This is a genomic window from Providencia sp. PROV048 (genome assembly GCF_033688165.1).
GTDB classification, from domain to species: Bacteria; Pseudomonadota; Gammaproteobacteria; order Enterobacterales; family Enterobacteriaceae; genus Providencia; species Providencia hangzhouensis.
The window spans coordinates 74,714-89,184 of record NZ_CP096360.1 but is presented as its reverse complement, the minus strand read 5'-3'; the positions used below and the strand labels follow the sequence as shown (position 1 = coordinate 89,184).

General features: G+C 40.9%; 12 protein-coding genes. 7 read left to right on the top strand and 5 right to left on the bottom strand.

Annotated features, from left to right (window positions below; genetic code table 11):
- Window positions 1–55: 55 nt before the first annotated feature.
- Complete coding sequence (locus M1F26_RS00360; RefSeq protein WP_140171896.1) at window positions 56–733, bottom strand: hydrolase; 678 nt, start codon at window positions 731–733, stop codon at window positions 56–58.
- A gap of 266 nt (window positions 734–999) precedes the next feature.
- On the opposite strand from M1F26_RS00360, the gene M1F26_RS00355 reads away from it, so the two are divergent.
- On the top strand, window positions 1,000–1,875 hold the full coding sequence (locus M1F26_RS00355; RefSeq protein ID WP_140171895.1) for a pirin family protein: 876 nt from the start codon (window positions 1,000–1,002) through the stop codon (window positions 1,873–1,875).
- A 44-nt stretch (window positions 1,876–1,919) separates the two neighbouring features.
- On the opposite strand, the gene M1F26_RS00350 is transcribed toward M1F26_RS00355, so the two are convergent.
- Window positions 1,920–2,825, bottom strand: a complete 906-nt coding sequence (locus tag M1F26_RS00350; RefSeq protein WP_140171894.1) for a LysR substrate-binding domain-containing protein — start codon at window positions 2,823–2,825, stop codon at window positions 1,920–1,922.
- A gap of 177 nt (window positions 2,826–3,002) precedes the next feature.
- On the opposite strand from M1F26_RS00350, the gene M1F26_RS00345 reads away from it, so the two are divergent.
- Both M1F26_RS00345 and M1F26_RS00340 read left to right on the top strand, forming a co-directional pair.
- Entirely contained in the window at window positions 3,003–4,688 is a 1,686-nt protein-coding gene (locus M1F26_RS00345) for an ABC transporter ATP-binding protein (protein WP_140171893.1), read from the top strand.
- A 7-nt stretch (window positions 4,689–4,695) separates the two neighbouring features.
- On the top strand, window positions 4,696–6,315 hold the full coding sequence (locus M1F26_RS00340) for an ATP-binding cassette domain-containing protein (RefSeq protein WP_227528865.1): 1,620 nt from the start codon (window positions 4,696–4,698) through the stop codon (window positions 6,313–6,315).
- A 65-nt stretch (window positions 6,316–6,380) separates the two neighbouring features.
- Here M1F26_RS00340 and yiiM read toward each other — a convergent pair whose 3' ends face one another.
- Both yiiM and sodA read right to left on the bottom strand, forming a co-directional pair.
- On the bottom strand, window positions 6,381–7,058 hold the full coding sequence (gene yiiM, locus M1F26_RS00335) for a 6-hydroxyaminopurine reductase (protein WP_125894594.1): 678 nt from the start codon (window positions 7,056–7,058) through the stop codon (window positions 6,381–6,383).
- 138 nt (window positions 7,059–7,196) lie between these two features.
- Window positions 7,197–7,823, bottom strand: a complete 627-nt coding sequence (gene sodA / locus M1F26_RS00330) for a superoxide dismutase [Mn] (protein ID WP_094962904.1) — start codon at window positions 7,821–7,823, stop codon at window positions 7,197–7,199.
- A 417-nt stretch (window positions 7,824–8,240) separates the two neighbouring features.
- Between sodA and acs the strand changes: the two genes are divergently transcribed.
- From acs to actP, 3 genes are all read left to right on the top strand, one after another.
- Window positions 8,241–10,196 (top strand): acetate--CoA ligase, encoded by a 1,956-nt coding sequence (acs, locus tag M1F26_RS00325; RefSeq protein ID WP_096863473.1) that lies wholly within the window; start codon window positions 8,241–8,243, stop codon window positions 10,194–10,196.
- A gap of 195 nt (window positions 10,197–10,391) precedes the next feature.
- The gene (locus tag M1F26_RS00320; RefSeq protein ID WP_004263244.1) at window positions 10,392–10,703 is read left to right on the top strand and encodes a DUF485 domain-containing protein; all 312 of its coding nucleotides are present in this window, start codon (window positions 10,392–10,394) and stop codon (window positions 10,701–10,703) included.
- The gene (gene actP / locus M1F26_RS00315; RefSeq protein WP_140171891.1) at window positions 10,700–12,349 is read left to right on the top strand and encodes a cation/acetate symporter ActP; all 1,650 of its coding nucleotides are present in this window, start codon (window positions 10,700–10,702) and stop codon (window positions 12,347–12,349) included. The genes M1F26_RS00320 and actP overlap by 4 nt, the downstream gene beginning before the upstream one ends.
- Before the next feature lie 265 nt (window positions 12,350–12,614).
- Here the strand turns inward: actP and M1F26_RS00310 are convergent, their stop codons facing one another.
- Window positions 12,615–13,043 carry a hypothetical protein gene (locus M1F26_RS00310; RefSeq protein WP_164561264.1) on the bottom strand — a complete coding sequence of 143 codons (429 nt, stop codon included), beginning with the start codon at window positions 13,041–13,043 and terminating at the stop codon, window positions 12,615–12,617.
- Window positions 13,044–13,846: 803 nt separating this feature from the next.
- Between M1F26_RS00310 and M1F26_RS00305 the strand changes: the two genes are divergently transcribed.
- On the top strand, window positions 13,847–14,332 hold the full coding sequence (locus M1F26_RS00305) for a hypothetical protein (protein WP_140171890.1): 486 nt from the start codon (window positions 13,847–13,849) through the stop codon (window positions 14,330–14,332).
- Window positions 14,333–14,471: the final 139 nt, after the last annotated feature.

The following is a 14,471-nucleotide window of genomic DNA, read 5'->3' as shown; positions in this document are numbered from 1 at the left end:
ATTTTTACTCTAATCAATTTTCACCAATTAATTCATTGATGCTGTTTATTTCACCTTAACGGTCTGAATCTAATTGTTCATTATTTTTCAGAACATCTTGCGCTTTGCTGTAGCTTTCAATTAATAATTGATAGGCAGGGAAAATTTGCGTGTAAGCCATTGCCCACTCCGCCGCATCTTCGCGGTTCCAAGTCCCTTGCAATTCTGAAGCAACCGCAGCAGTATCCATTGGAACGACACCCGCTTGAACGACACGCGCTAAAGTAATTTCTTGCGCCATTTTGCTGTAAGTGCCTGAAGCGTCAATCACCACAAATACTTGGTAACCATCCATCACCGCACTAATTGCAGGAAACGCCATACAAACACTGGTAATAGTTCCGGCAATAATCAGTTGCTTTTTACCTGTTGCTTTCACGGCCGCCACAAACTCTGGGTTATCCCATGCATTAATTTCACCGCGGCGTGCAATATATTGTGCATGTGGTGCATTTTGATGAATTTCTGGTATCAACGGGCCATTTGGGCCTTGAGGTACAGAAGCCGTTGTTATTACTGGAATTTTAGCTAGGGAAGCCATTTTAGCCAGAACAGCGGCGCGAGCACGTAATTCCGTCATTGGCATATCACCTACAGTTTGAAATAAACCACTCTGGTGATCGATTAATAACATCACCGCATCTTCTGGGTTAATAGCAGGACGTTGACCATTAAAATTAGCTGGGCTACTCATGATGAAACCTCTCAATCGATAAAATATAGAATCTGTTTTTGATTTAAAAATAGAACGACAGCCGCTCCGTTTTCGTGTTATTTAGATTAATTCATCGATTTAAGGCTGAGTAGTCCAGTTTTTGGTAAACACTGTTCTATAAATAGAATAATTAGACTTTATTCTATTGTTCTATCACTGCAACAATGAAACCTATTTTTGCCACTACAGCCAAATGATTTGCTCCTTTATTATTCAGTTATCAAAACAATTTTAGGAGCAAAACCATGAAAAAAATTATTGGTATCTATCAATCTCCTCGTAGCCATTGGGTTGGAGACGGCTTCCCTGTCCGTTCAATGTTTAGCTATAACGATCATGGGAAATACCTCAACCCATTCCTTTTGCTCGACAGAGCGGGGCCTTTTGATTTCCCAAGCTCAAATTCAGCAAACAGAGGCGTTGGAGAGCACCCACACCGTGGGTTTGAAACAGTCACGATTGTGTATGATGGTGAAGTCGCCCACCATGACTCTACGGGTGAAGGTGGTGTGATAGGCCCAGGTGATGTTCAGTGGATGACTGCAGCATCGGGTATTTTGCATCAAGAGTATCAGTCTGATGCCTTCATGAAAAAAGGTGGCACACTTGATATGGTGCAACTGTGGGTTAATTTGCCAGCAAAAGACAAATCAGCGGCCCCCAGTTACCAGCTGTTAGAAAGCCAAAGCATGCCAAAAGTCTCATTACCCAATGATGCAGGTACATTGCGAGTGATTGCCGGTGACTATTTGGGCAATAAAGGTGCAGCACAAACCTTTAGCCCATTAGATGTATGGGATTTACAGCTTAACAAAGGTAAAACTGTGGGTATCCCAACTAAAGCGGGACGCCATGTCGGTTTAGTCATGCTACGTGGTTCAATATTTGTTGATGGCCGCTCCGCTTTAAACGAAGGGGAACTGATGATCCTCGACGATACAGACAGTAATATTCTGTTAGAAGCCACAGAAGATGCCTTAGTGCTGTTACTCAGTGGTGATCCCATTAATGAGCCAGTTGTTGGCTACGGCCCCTTTGTGATGAATACTGTTCAAGAAATCAATGAAGCCATAAATGATTTCAACAGTGGGAAATTTGGCCGCATTCCTGAAACACAATAAATGACGAATATTTCCCTGATAGCCTAATGTGCTATCGGGGAAATTTATTTCACTGACGGCGAAATATTATCTGCTAAATAATTTAACAGTAATTGGATTGACGGCAACAACCCTTTACGTGATGGATATACTGCATGAATGATATCTTCAGGAAACTGCCATTGCGGTAATACCTCTATCAAATTCCCTGATTCAATGTCTTTTTCTACCACACCATAAGGTAGCCTTGCGATCCCGACACCTTTTAGTGCCGCGCGGTATAACGTTAAGATATCTGTTGTCGCTAACTTAGGGGTAAAATGCTGTGTAAAGCTAAGGTCGTCACTGTTTTTGAGGGTTAACGTGTAATTTTGTGAATGCTCTGTATTCGCTAACATCGGGTAATCCACCAGCTTTTCTGGTTCTATGAGTTCACCCTGCTCTGCGAATAATTGTGGGCTAGCCACTAATATACGTCGCGAATATCCAAGTACCTTCATCATTAAGCCTGAATCATCCAATGGCAATGAGCGCACGCGAATAGCTAAATCCAGCCCTTCACTAATCACATCAACAGGTCGGTTAACCGCTAAAATTTGGATGTCGATATCGGGATATTGCACCATAAAATCAACAAGTAATTCATTGAGATAAACTTGCAATAGCGCGACTGGGCACGATAATTTAATTATCCCTTTAGGGTGAGATTGAACAGAACATATCAATTCATGAGCTATTTCAGCTTCATCAACGACACTTTTGCATTGTTGATAAAAAACCTGCCCTACCTCTGTAACATGAAACTGCCTAGTAGAACGATAAATCAATGAAATATTTAACTTTTTTTCTAATTCTGCGATGCGACGACTTAATTTAGATTTAGGGATCCCTAGCGCCAGACCCGCTTGTGAAAAACCACCATATTCGACAACTTTCACAAAATAGTAGAGATCGTTTAAATCATATTGCATCTCACCTCCCCCTTAACATTCCCAATCGCAATACAGCCATCTTACTAAAGCGCTTTAAAAATGAATATGCCCAATTAAGGCCTGCAAACAAAACAAATAGTCTGGCAAGCAAAACAACTAATTCACGATATCAAAGCGAAATAAATTAAAGTGACGAATTCACAATGGAGGTCTCGCATGTACCGCGCACTTTGGGAACTACTTTGTCCCTATCGCATCACATTATTATTTGCACTTATTTTACAAGCTATCGCAGGCCTCTGTTCACTCATTCCATTGATAGCTATTAGCCAAGTTGCTGCCACTCCCGTTCATCAATATTATGAATGGGTCGTTATTGCGTCCATCGGTGGTATAAGTTGGCTAATTTGCCAAACTCTTGCTATGTATTTAACGCATCAAACGGATAACCATCTCTGCTACCACGTTAGACTACAACTTCTTGATAAAATAGAAAAACTCCCACTAAATCACTTTGCCCAACACGGTAGAGACGGTTTTTTGCAAATTGTGGATCGTGATGTTCGTGGGCTGCATCAATTAACCGCTCATGCCCCCGCAGATATCACAAAACTGATTATCGTCCCCACAGCAGCAACTCTCATTCTATTATGGCAAAATGTACTGCTCACCCTTTTTTGCTTAATGCCATTAATTGCCTCTATTTTTTTATTTAGACAAATGCGCTCTGTACGCTATCAGGCGCTCTACACCTCACGTAACCAGGCAATGGGCTTTCTATATGAACAATACGCGGAACTCGCAGATAACCCACTACAAGCTAGGCAATACCCCAACCAATCAATTCAAAAAAAAGCATCACACGCTTTATCTCAATTTGAAATCGCCTTTCATCGATGGATAAGAAAAATAGGTGCTTTGAGCTCATTGACCCAAGTCGGTATCAGCAGCACATTGCTTTCATTGTGGGTTATTGTTGGGGTTTCATTACTCCCTGAGCCCTTACCTCTTGCTCAAGTAATTTTATTCATTTTATTAATTAGCAGTATCGCTGCACCTGTTGCAGCAATGGGGCATGGCACAGACGCCTTAAACCTTGCTGTCAGTGCATCAGAACGTATTCGCCAACTTCTCGCTGAACCAGATATGCATTACGGAGAAAAAGATGTCAGCCCATCTTTAGGTGAGCTCAAACTTGTTCAAGTTGATGTGAAAATAGGTCATAGCCCAATACTATCGAATATTAATATCACCGTGGCTCCCAACGAATTTATAGCTATTGTCGGGGCATCAGGTGCGGGGAAGAGTACTTTATTACAACTTATGGCACGATTTTTAGACCCAACAGCAGGAAATGTACTCTTTAACTCAGTTCCATTACCACAGCTATCATTTACCAGTTTGAACCATACAGTTTCCATCGTCATGCAAAACACCCCGCCCTTACCTTGTTCTGTACGTGAAAATCTACAGTTGTTTGCCCCAAATGCCACTGAAGATGAAATGTATCGTTATCTTGATGCACTCAACTTATTACCGTTTGCAAAACAACAACCTAAAGGACTGGATGCCGTAATAGGACAAGATATGCAGCTGTCCGGTGGGGAGGCTCAACGCCTTGCCATTGCTCGTGCGCTACTATCACCAGCGCCTTTATTACTGCTTGATGAGCCAACATCCGCGCTTGACCCACAAAATGCACAACGGGTGCTGAATTTATTGCACTCCGAGCCGCGAACCTGTGTATTAATTACCCATGACTTAAACGGCTTAGGCCTAGCAGATCGCGTACTGCTGTTAGACAACGGAAAATTAATTGCACAAGGCTCCCATCAACAACTTGCAATACAGTCAGAACCCTATCAGCAACTTTTACGCGCCCTGGAGGATGATTGTGCTTAGGAGCTTATTGTACGCCGCACGTGGTGCCATCTTTTGGATGACGTTAAGTGCTGTTTTAGAGGGGGTTAGCGGGTTATTCTTATTTGTTGTGATTTTAGATTGGCACCTTGATACCACAATGCCATTAACGTTTTTCGCTCTTTCGAGTTTATCTACATTAACCGTAACATTTATCGCCACTCAAAAAGGCTATTTTGCTGGGGGGTTGGTGATGCGTTATCTTGCTACGGCACTTATTCGCCATCTGCCGCTTTCATTACACCCTATAGCAAACAGTAATCAGCTAATTTCAGGGCCTGTTTCACAGGTTATGTCTGTGCCCGCACATTTATTACAACCAATTATCAGTGGGTTAGTCACACCCTGCACTATCGTGATTGGTGCTTTAATCTATCAAAGTATTTTTGGAGTCATTTTACTATTTATAATTAGTATATTATTAATATCCTTACGTTTTTCTGCCACAAAAGTGTCCTCTTTTGAGCAAGCCGTTCATGAATCAGAACAACAAGCAGTAAGTGCGCTCAATCAATATGCCCTCCACCAGCCATTAATTCGTCGCTCAAGTGCTCACCATGAGCAGCTGCATCCTAAACTTGCCTTAATGTCCCAATATCAAACTCAAAGACAGCGACAACGAAGAAGTTTGCCATTTCACTTATTATTTTCATTGATGGTGCAAACCGTATTTATTACGCTCTTTGGGTACGGTATTTATTTAGTTGAACATGCAGAAATGCCATTAAACCTGTGCCTAGCAGGGTTAGTTTTATTAGCTCGCTTAATTGAACCTATATGGTTGCTTTCTCATTTAGACCTATCTATTAGGCAGATGAAAAAAGCAGCTCAACAAATCGAGAAAGCCTTACAGACTCCAGTGCTGGTGTTTCCTTATCGTACATCACCCCCCAAAATCGATAGCGTTAGCTGTGAACAGCTATCATTTTACAGTGATAATAAAAAATGCATTTTAAAAAATATAAATCTGACTTTTAAAAAACATGCACTTACTGTCATTGTGGGCCCATCAGGCGCAGGGAAAAGTACATTATTAGGCTTACTTGCTCGCTTACAAGACCCAACACAAGGCTGTGTGAATTATGGTAATCAAAATATTAAAACCCTATCACAAGCAGTGTTGTGCGCTAGCCGGGGAGTCTTATTACAAGACAGTCGTTTATTTTACGGTAGCGTACGCCAAAATTTGATACTTGATGATGATAATATTGATGACAAGGCAATCAGCACGTTACTAACACAACTTAATTTCACCGCCAATCATGAGTTCTTGGAAAAAGAGGTCGGTGCCGGTGGTATGCAACTTTCTGGCGGTCAAAGGCAACGACTGTGTATTGCGAGGCTAATGTTACAGCATCCTGACATCATTTTAATGGATGAACCAACGGCAAGCCTTGATAACGTCAATACCGCTTCAGTGATAGACCTTATAACTCAAGCCAAACAGCAAACACGGGTCATCGTCACCCACCAGCCCAATCTTGCACGCCAAGCAGACTCTATTGTGTATATGGAAAAAGGAAAAATTATCGCTCAGGGGACACATATCGAATTAATGGCGAATATCCCGTGGTACCAACAGTTTGTACAACAAATACCTAAGACTTAGGCGTCATATTGCTAGCAAGTGCTTATGGCCAAATACTCTCTTTGCCAGAAGCACATCGCTTTATATTAACGCTTACCAAACAACCGGTGCTTAAATTCTTCAATGCGGTGGTTATCTAAACGGTTTTGCATGGTTAAGCTCCAACTTGCAGATAACCCTGCTGAACTTAAAAGGCGCTGATATAACTCTTCATCATAAGGGGCGTGAAATGCAATCATAATGGCTTCTTGTACGGAGATATCACTATTGCGGCTCAATAACGTTAATGGCGCATTTTGACTAACATTACCGGCTTTTATCACACGATACAGCCAACCACATCGCCCATTGTCTTGCATCATTTGTGCAAAATTTTCAATTCCTGTTAACCCATTGAGCTTATAACAAGGGGAACGAGGTTGCGTGACCTGAATGCGCGCATCACCCCAAGCAAAAATATCCCCAATAAATACGTTTTCTTCTGTCATACCCAGCGTTGATATATTTTCTCCAAATGCGGAGGCAACAAATAGATCCGCTAAACCCGGATACGCATTAATCCAAAAATCATAATGGTCACGTGGATAATGGCAAAGAGCTCTATCAGGACCGCCATGAAAGCGTTTTTCAGCTTGTTCATCCCCCTCAAGCCCCAATTGCCCTAACATCAATAGCCCATCGGCCGCCTGCTTATGAATAGCACTGTGCCCACAAGACTGGGTTGCTTGGATTTTACCGATAAAGACTTGGGGAATATATGACATGAACAGTGCTCTCCACTTAGCAAAGTAACAGAGACTTCATCATAAAGAATGCCAACAGAGATAACAATCGGGTGAGGTATAAATAAAAAAGCGCAGCATTAACACTGCTGCGCTTTACGAATAAATTATCTTATAAAATTATTTAGCTTTTGCTGCAAAACGTGCCGCTGCTTCATCCCAGTTCACAACTGACCAGAATGCTTTAATATAATCAGGACGGCGGTTTTGGAATTTCAGATAATAAGCGTGTTCCCATACGTCTAAACCGATGATTGGGTAACCAGATGCGCCTGAAATAGCCTCACCCATTAATGGGCTGTCTTGGTTTGCTGTTGAAACTACAGCTAATTTACCGTCATCTTTCAGAACCAGCCACGCCCAACCAGAACCGAAACGGGTTGCAGCTGCTTTTTCAAACAGTTCTTTGAATGCATCAACGCTACCGAAATCACGCTCAATCGCAGCTTTTAATTCGCCTTTTAATTCAGTACCTAATTTCAAACCTTTCCAGAACAGACTATGGTTTGAGTGGCCACCTGCGTTGTTACGAACAAACGTACGTTGATCAGCAGGGATTTGGTCTAATTTTTGAATCAGAACATCGATATCTAAACCTGCTAATTCAGGTAGTTTTTCTAACGCTGTATTGGTGTTAGTCACATAGGTTTGATGGTGCTTAGTATGGTGGATTTCCATGGTTTGCTTGTCAAAATGTGGTTCCAACGCATCATAAGCATAAGGTAAAGCAGGTAATGTATAACTCATATTATTGTCTCCAGTGACGTAAATACCGCTATGTTTCTCATTTTTACCACAAGGCTCATAGGGTAAACACTTGCGCAACTTCGCACCTTGTGAATAACTATCTATTATAGTTATTTTACTGTTAATGAAAATCATTATCAAACCCATGAGAAATGTATGGATATTTATATTCGCTATGAGAACTTGTTTATTCAGTAACTAATACCAACAACCCCGCCATTTATTTTTCTTTAAATCCACCTTTTATTATATTTTTAGATTTATATGTCAATTTAACATTTAGCATCAAATGATAATCCTGCAAATCTCATTACAATTAATACGTGATCTTCCGCGCAAAAGAAAAACAAATTTAAAAATCGTGCTTTAGTTAACCATTTTTTGACATAGTATTAACATCTGCAAGGAGATAATAATATGACTCAAATAACTAAACATCCCGTTCCTGCTGAAATTGCAAAAAATGCCCTGATAAACGAACAACAGTATAACGATGAGTACCAACGCTCGATTCAAGACCCTGAAGGATTTTGGGGCGAAAAAGGAAAAATCGTTGATTGGATTAAACCGTACACTCGTGTTAAAAACACCTCTTTTGACCCCGGGCACATCGATATCCGCTGGTTTGAAGACGGTACATTAAATTTAAGTGCTAACTGTTTGGATCGCCATCTGGCTGAAAAAGGCGACCAAACTGCGATTATTTGGGAAGGCGATGACCCTTCATCGTCAAAAAATGTCACTTACCGCGAACTGCACCATGATGTTTGTCAGTTTGCTAATGTCCTAAAACAACAAGGGATCCGTAAAGGTGATGTCGTCGCCATTTACATGCCGATGGTTGTCGAAGCTGCTGTCGCGATGCTAGCTTGTGCTCGTATTGGTGCTATACATACGGTCATTTTTGCTGGTTTCTCCCCTGAGGCGGTCTCTGGTCGCGTTATCGACTGTAAAGCGAAGCTTATCATCACTGCAGATGAAGGCTTACGTGCTGGCCGTGCAATTCCATTAAAGAAAAATGTAGATGACGCACTCGCCAACCCACAAGTCACAACGGTTTCTAATGTGATTGTTTACCAACGCACAGGCAACGCGCCGAGCTGGATAGAAGGCCGTGATCTCTGGTGGCACGACGTCATCAAAGGCGTCAGTGCAGATTGCCCTCCAGAAGAAATCAACGCAGAAGACCCGCTGTTCATTCTATATACCTCAGGCTCTACAGGTAAACCGAAAGGCGTTCTGCATACCACTGGCGGTTATTTAGTCTATGCCACACTGACATTTAAATACACCTTCGACTACCATCCAGGTGAAGTCTATTGGTGTACTGCAGATGTAGGCTGGGTAACAGGCCATAGCTATTTGTTATATGGGCCATTATCCAATGGCGCTAAAACATTAATGTTCGAAGGGGTACCTAATTACCCAGCAGTTAACCGAATGAGCCAAGTGGTTGATAAACACCAAGTCAATATCCTTTATACTGCCCCAACGGCTATCCGCGCATTAATGGCCGAAGGCGATAAAGCCATTGAAGGTACAGATCGCAGCTCATTACGAATTCTCGGCTCCGTGGGGGAACCCATTAATCCTGAAGCTTGGGAATGGTTCTATAAAAAAATTGGTAACAGCCGCTGCCCTGTTGTCGATACATGGTGGCAAACCGAAACAGGTGGTTTCATGATTACACCACTTCCGGGGGCAACCATGTTAAAGCCAGGGTCTGCAACATTGCCATTCTTTGGTGTTCGCCCTGCATTAGTCGATAACCTTGGTGAACCTATCGAAGGCGCCACAGAAGGTAACTTAGTGATTGTTGATTCATGGCCGGGCCAAGCCCGTACCTTATTCGGCGATCACGAACGCTTCGAGCAAACCTATTTCTCAACCTTTAAAGGCATGTACTTTAGTGGTGATGGTGCTCGTCGTGATGAAGATGGTTATTACTGGATCACTGGCCGTGTTGACGATGTACTGAATATTTCGGGCCACCGTTTAGGTACCGCAGAAATAGAATCAGCGCTCGTTGCACATCCGAAAGTGGCTGAAGCTGCCGTGGTCGGTATTCCTCATAATATTAAAGGCCAAGCAATCTATGCTTATGTCACATTAATATCTGGGGTTGAGCCATCACCAGAGCTATACACCGAAGTTCGCAACTGGGTTCGTAAGGAAATCGGCCCTATTGCCACCCCGGATGTACTTCACTGGACGGATTCACTACCCAAAACCCGTTCCGGTAAAATCATGCGTCGCATCCTACGAAAAATTGCATCAGGAGACACCAGTAATTTCGGAGATACCTCCACTCTGGCTGATCCAGGTGTTGTCGAAAAACTACTCGAAGAAAAACAGTCTATGAGTATGTCATAACGCCAAAAGGCCAACTCATAGAGGCGGCCTTACATACATCCCAACAAGATGGTTTACTCTAAATAATTCGAGGTCCAGCTAGGCGACAAGCGAACGAAATACGAGGAGCATACATAAGTATGTGACTCGTGTAAGTGAGTGCAGTCAACAAAGCTGCAACTTGAAGTATGACGAGTATAACAGAGGAGAACTCTGATGAATGCTACTGCTTACGAAAAGGTAGAGGATAACCCTCGCTTTCAAGAACTGGTTAGGAAACGTAGTCGCTTTTCATGGTTGTTATCTGCAATAACGCTCGTGCTGTATGTGGGTTTTATTTTTCTTATCGCTTTTGACCCAAGCTGGCTTGGAACACCAATATCCGAAGGTTCATACATAACAAGAGGGATCCCTGTTGGTGTAGGGCTAATCGTCATTTCGTTTGTACTTACAGGGCTTTACGTCATCCGAGCCAACGGTGAATATGACCGCTTAACGGCAGAAATTTTAAAAGAGGTAGAAAAATGAAAATATTGCTCTCACTCATTCTCTTTTTTACCTCATCAATGGCGTTTTCTAATGCATTGACAGGAGATGTTGAACGCCAGCCTGTAAATATTCAGGCGATTGTGATGTTCTTACTGTTTGTCGGCTTCACTTTGTATATTACTTACTGGGCGTCAAAAAGAACGCGTTCTCGCTCTGATTACTACACTGCGGGCGGGAAAATTACCGGTTTCCAAAACGGGATGGCTATCGCGGGTGACTTTATGTCTGCTGCCTCCTTCTTAGGGATCTCTGCTCTGGTTTATACCTCTGGCTATGATGGCTTAATCTACTCGATTGGCTTCTTAATTGGCTGGCCGATCATTCTATTCTTAATTGCCGAGCGCTTACGTAATTTAGGTCGCTATACCTTCGCTGATGTTGCTTCTTATCGATTAAAACAAAGACCAATTCGTATTCTATCTGCGGTTGGCTCTCTGGTTGTTGTTGCACTGTATCTTATTGCTCAAATGGTTGGTGCGGGTAAATTAATTGAATTGTTATTTGGTCTCAATTACCACGTCGCTGTTGTCATTGTGGGTATATTGATGGTGCTATATGTCCTATTTGGTGGAATGTTAGCCACAACTTGGGTACAAATTATTAAAGCCATCTTGTTATTAGCGGGTGCAACATTCATGGCCGTTATGGTTATGAAGCATGTTGGCTTTAACTTTAATACCTTATTTAAAGAAGCCGTTGAAGTTCATAAAAATGGTATTGCTATTATGAGCCCAGGGGGACTGGTTTCCGACCCAATATCCGCCTTATCCCTTGGTCTTGCATTGATGTTTGGTACCGCTGGCCTCCCTCACATTATTATGCGATTCTTCACCGTTAGTGACGCTAAAGAAGCTCGTAAAAGTGTGTTCTATGCCACTGGATTTATCGGTTACTTTTACATCTTAACCTTTATTATTGGTTTTGGTGCCATCGTTCTAGTCAGTTCCAATCCTGCATTTAAAGATGCTACTGGAGCACTTATCGGTGGAACAAACATGGCTGCTGTTCACCTTGCAGATGCCGTCGGTGGCAATTTCTTCTTAGGCTTTATTTCTGCAGTTGCATTCGCCACTATCCTTGCTGTTGTTGCTGGTTTAACCTTAGCAGGCGCCTCCGCGGTTTCTCATGACCTATATGCGATGGCAATGAAAAATGGTAAAGCGGATGAAAAAGATGAATTACGTGTCTCTAAAATTACCGTTGTTATCTTAGGTTTTGTTGCAATTGGCCTCGGTATTTTGTTTGAAAAACAAAACATTGCCTTCATGGTCGGCTTAGCATTCTCTATTGCGGCTAGTTGTAACTTCCCAATCATTTTACTGTCGATGTACTGGCGTAAGCTGACAACTCGCGGTGCATTGGCTGGCGGTTGGTTAGGGCTAATTACTGCTGTTGTTTTAATGATTTTAGGACCAACCATCTGGGTCAGTATTCTTCACCATGAAAAACCAATCTATCCATATGAGTACCCAGCCTTCTTCTCCATGATTGTTGCATTTGTTGCTTCATGGCTATTCTCTGTAACAGATAATTCAGAACAAGGAAAAATGGAAAGAGAACGTTTTAAAGAACAATTTATTCGTTCACAAATCGGCCTCGGTATTGAGCAGGGTAAATCACACTAAACCTAACTTTATTGCCACACCAAACGGCTCAGTGTATCGAGCCGTTTTTTATTAATAGTTTATTTAAACCTCTTTTAGTCTCATCATTGTTTCTCTTTATATTATCTTATAAATCAATATGATATATAAAATCACATAAAGGAGTTGATAGTATATTTAACTCTTTTATCAGAAGTTTTATGTAAAAAAAATCCTTCTTTCTACGTAGAGAAAAGAAGGATATTGATAATATTGAAAAACTTATTTTTGTTTTCGTTATTCGATACTATCTTGCATAGTGTTGTCTTTCTACATCAGCCCAATTTTCTACTAATGAATAAAACTCTGCTGAACTTGTTTTTCTTTCTTCTTGTAATTTTTTAAATTCTTGCTTGTTTTTCGGAGTATAACGAGAAAGTAACTGGTCTAATACAATATTTTTATCTGCGAATTGGGAACCTAGTTTTAATTTTTTATACAGCACTACTGTAATCAACCCACTGATAGCGAGCATTCCAATGACAGTGACAAAGCTATAGTCAATGCCAAGGGTATTTCTCACTGTATTTAACAGTAAAAAAGGAACAAAAAACATCACTAATAAAGAAAGAATCGTTGCACCGTCTTGCCCATTATTAAATTCATTTTCTTTCTGTTTATTTACAGAAATAATTTGGTCGAAAATTCGATGATTAGCGCTTTTTGATTTATTCATCTGACCCACCTTTGCTATACAAATATTGTTTACACGAAATACCATTCATTAAAAGGTATAACTTGCTTAGCTGGCCTATCTTTCATATCTGGATGTAAGTTTCTTTCCTTTGAAAATTTCACTTATAAGCAAACTTCATCGGTAACGTGATAGCTGGATATACCATTAACTACCTAACACAGTATAAATGTAAGAAATTGAAACATCAATTTAACAATTTTTATATAAAAAAATAAACAATAGTGCGCTTATTCATTAAAAATATACAAATAAAATAGTTAATTTATTTATGAGTAAAATTGGTTATTTTATTTTTATCTATTGATATTAATGAATTTATTGTTCAAATAATGACTTACTTGGGTTACTTAATTAACACCATAAAAACCATTAAAACTATAAACATTATAGGACAAGTTAAGAGTAATCCTGTCAGATAGTTTCATTAAGTCATTACTATTTTTAATAGATCATAGATTATCTATCAACCAGGGAGTCAAATCACACAGCAATTGCACTCGGAGATATAAACTTATCTAACCTACCTCTACTACATTTGCTGTAAAGCTGTTATTTACTATTTTGCCCCCTTCAATTACATTTACCATCTCAATCTCCCAATACAATAATTACGAAACCTGAAATATAGTCATCACTAAATATATATTCTTTGTCATCACAATTTATGAGCTTTTACTTGCTACTTTATGTTTCTTAATCACATTTATCACTTAAATACAAGGAATTGAGTTTTCCTCCTACCCTCCTCGCCCATTCCCTATACGGCTAAAAAGAGAGGTGAGTTGTTACTGACTACTTTGACTCAAGCGGTATCATTCATCACCGTGATGGGCAAACATCCAATCCACAGTACTCTCGTGATATTCTTAAAATTCCGCTACCCTAAACAATCTGTGAGTTGTTACTCACTCTTTGCATCCACAATATCCATTCAGCGCACCAATACAACCGCTCCCCCTCCATTACTTCTCCTACCCCTGTTATCACACCTTCACCAACAGCCACCGTCTCCTTCAACAAGTGAGTTGTTACTGACTACTTTGGCTCAAGCGATGTCATTCATCACCGTGATGGGGAAACACCCAACCCACAATATTTATTTGATTTTATTAAAATTTCGCTACCCTAAACAATCTATGAGTTGTTACTCACTCTTTGCATCCACAATATCCATTCAGCGCACCAATACAACCGCTCCCCCTCCATTACTTCTCCTAACTCCTGCCATCTCACCATCACTAGCAGCCACCATCCCTTTCAACAAGTGAGTTGTTACTGACTACTTTGGCTCAAGCGATGTCATTCATTACCGTGATGGGGAAACACCCAACCCACAATATTTATTTGATTTTATTAAAATTCCGCTACCCTAAATAATCTGTGAGCTGTTACTCACTACTTTGCATC

Excerpts from the sequence above, each read along its gene's own strand:
- yiiM (WP_125894594.1), bottom strand. The coding sequence starts at position 7,058 with ATGTCATATATTCCCCAAGTCTTTATCGGTAAAATCCAAGCAACCCAG.
- M1F26_RS00355 (WP_140171895.1), top strand. The coding sequence starts at position 1,000 with ATGAAAAAAATTATTGGTATCTATCAATCTCCTCGTAGCCATTGGGTT.
- M1F26_RS00320 (WP_004263244.1), top strand. The coding sequence starts at position 10,392 with ATGAATGCTACTGCTTACGAAAAGGTAGAGGATAACCCTCGCTTTCAA.
- M1F26_RS00350 (WP_140171894.1), bottom strand. The coding sequence starts at position 2,825 with ATGCAATATGATTTAAACGATCTCTACTATTTTGTGAAAGTTGTCGAA.
- M1F26_RS00360 (WP_140171896.1), bottom strand. The coding sequence starts at position 733 with ATGAGTAGCCCAGCTAATTTTAATGGTCAACGTCCTGCTATTAACCCA.
- M1F26_RS00310 (WP_164561264.1), bottom strand. The coding sequence starts at position 13,043 with ATGAATAAATCAAAAAGCGCTAATCATCGAATTTTCGACCAAATTATT.
- M1F26_RS00345 (WP_140171893.1), top strand. The coding sequence starts at position 3,003 with ATGTACCGCGCACTTTGGGAACTACTTTGTCCCTATCGCATCACATTA.
- sodA (WP_094962904.1), bottom strand. The coding sequence starts at position 7,823 with ATGAGTTATACATTACCTGCTTTACCTTATGCTTATGATGCGTTGGAA.
- acs (WP_096863473.1), top strand. The coding sequence starts at position 8,241 with ATGACTCAAATAACTAAACATCCCGTTCCTGCTGAAATTGCAAAAAAT.
- actP (WP_140171891.1), top strand. The coding sequence starts at position 10,700 with ATGAAAATATTGCTCTCACTCATTCTCTTTTTTACCTCATCAATGGCG.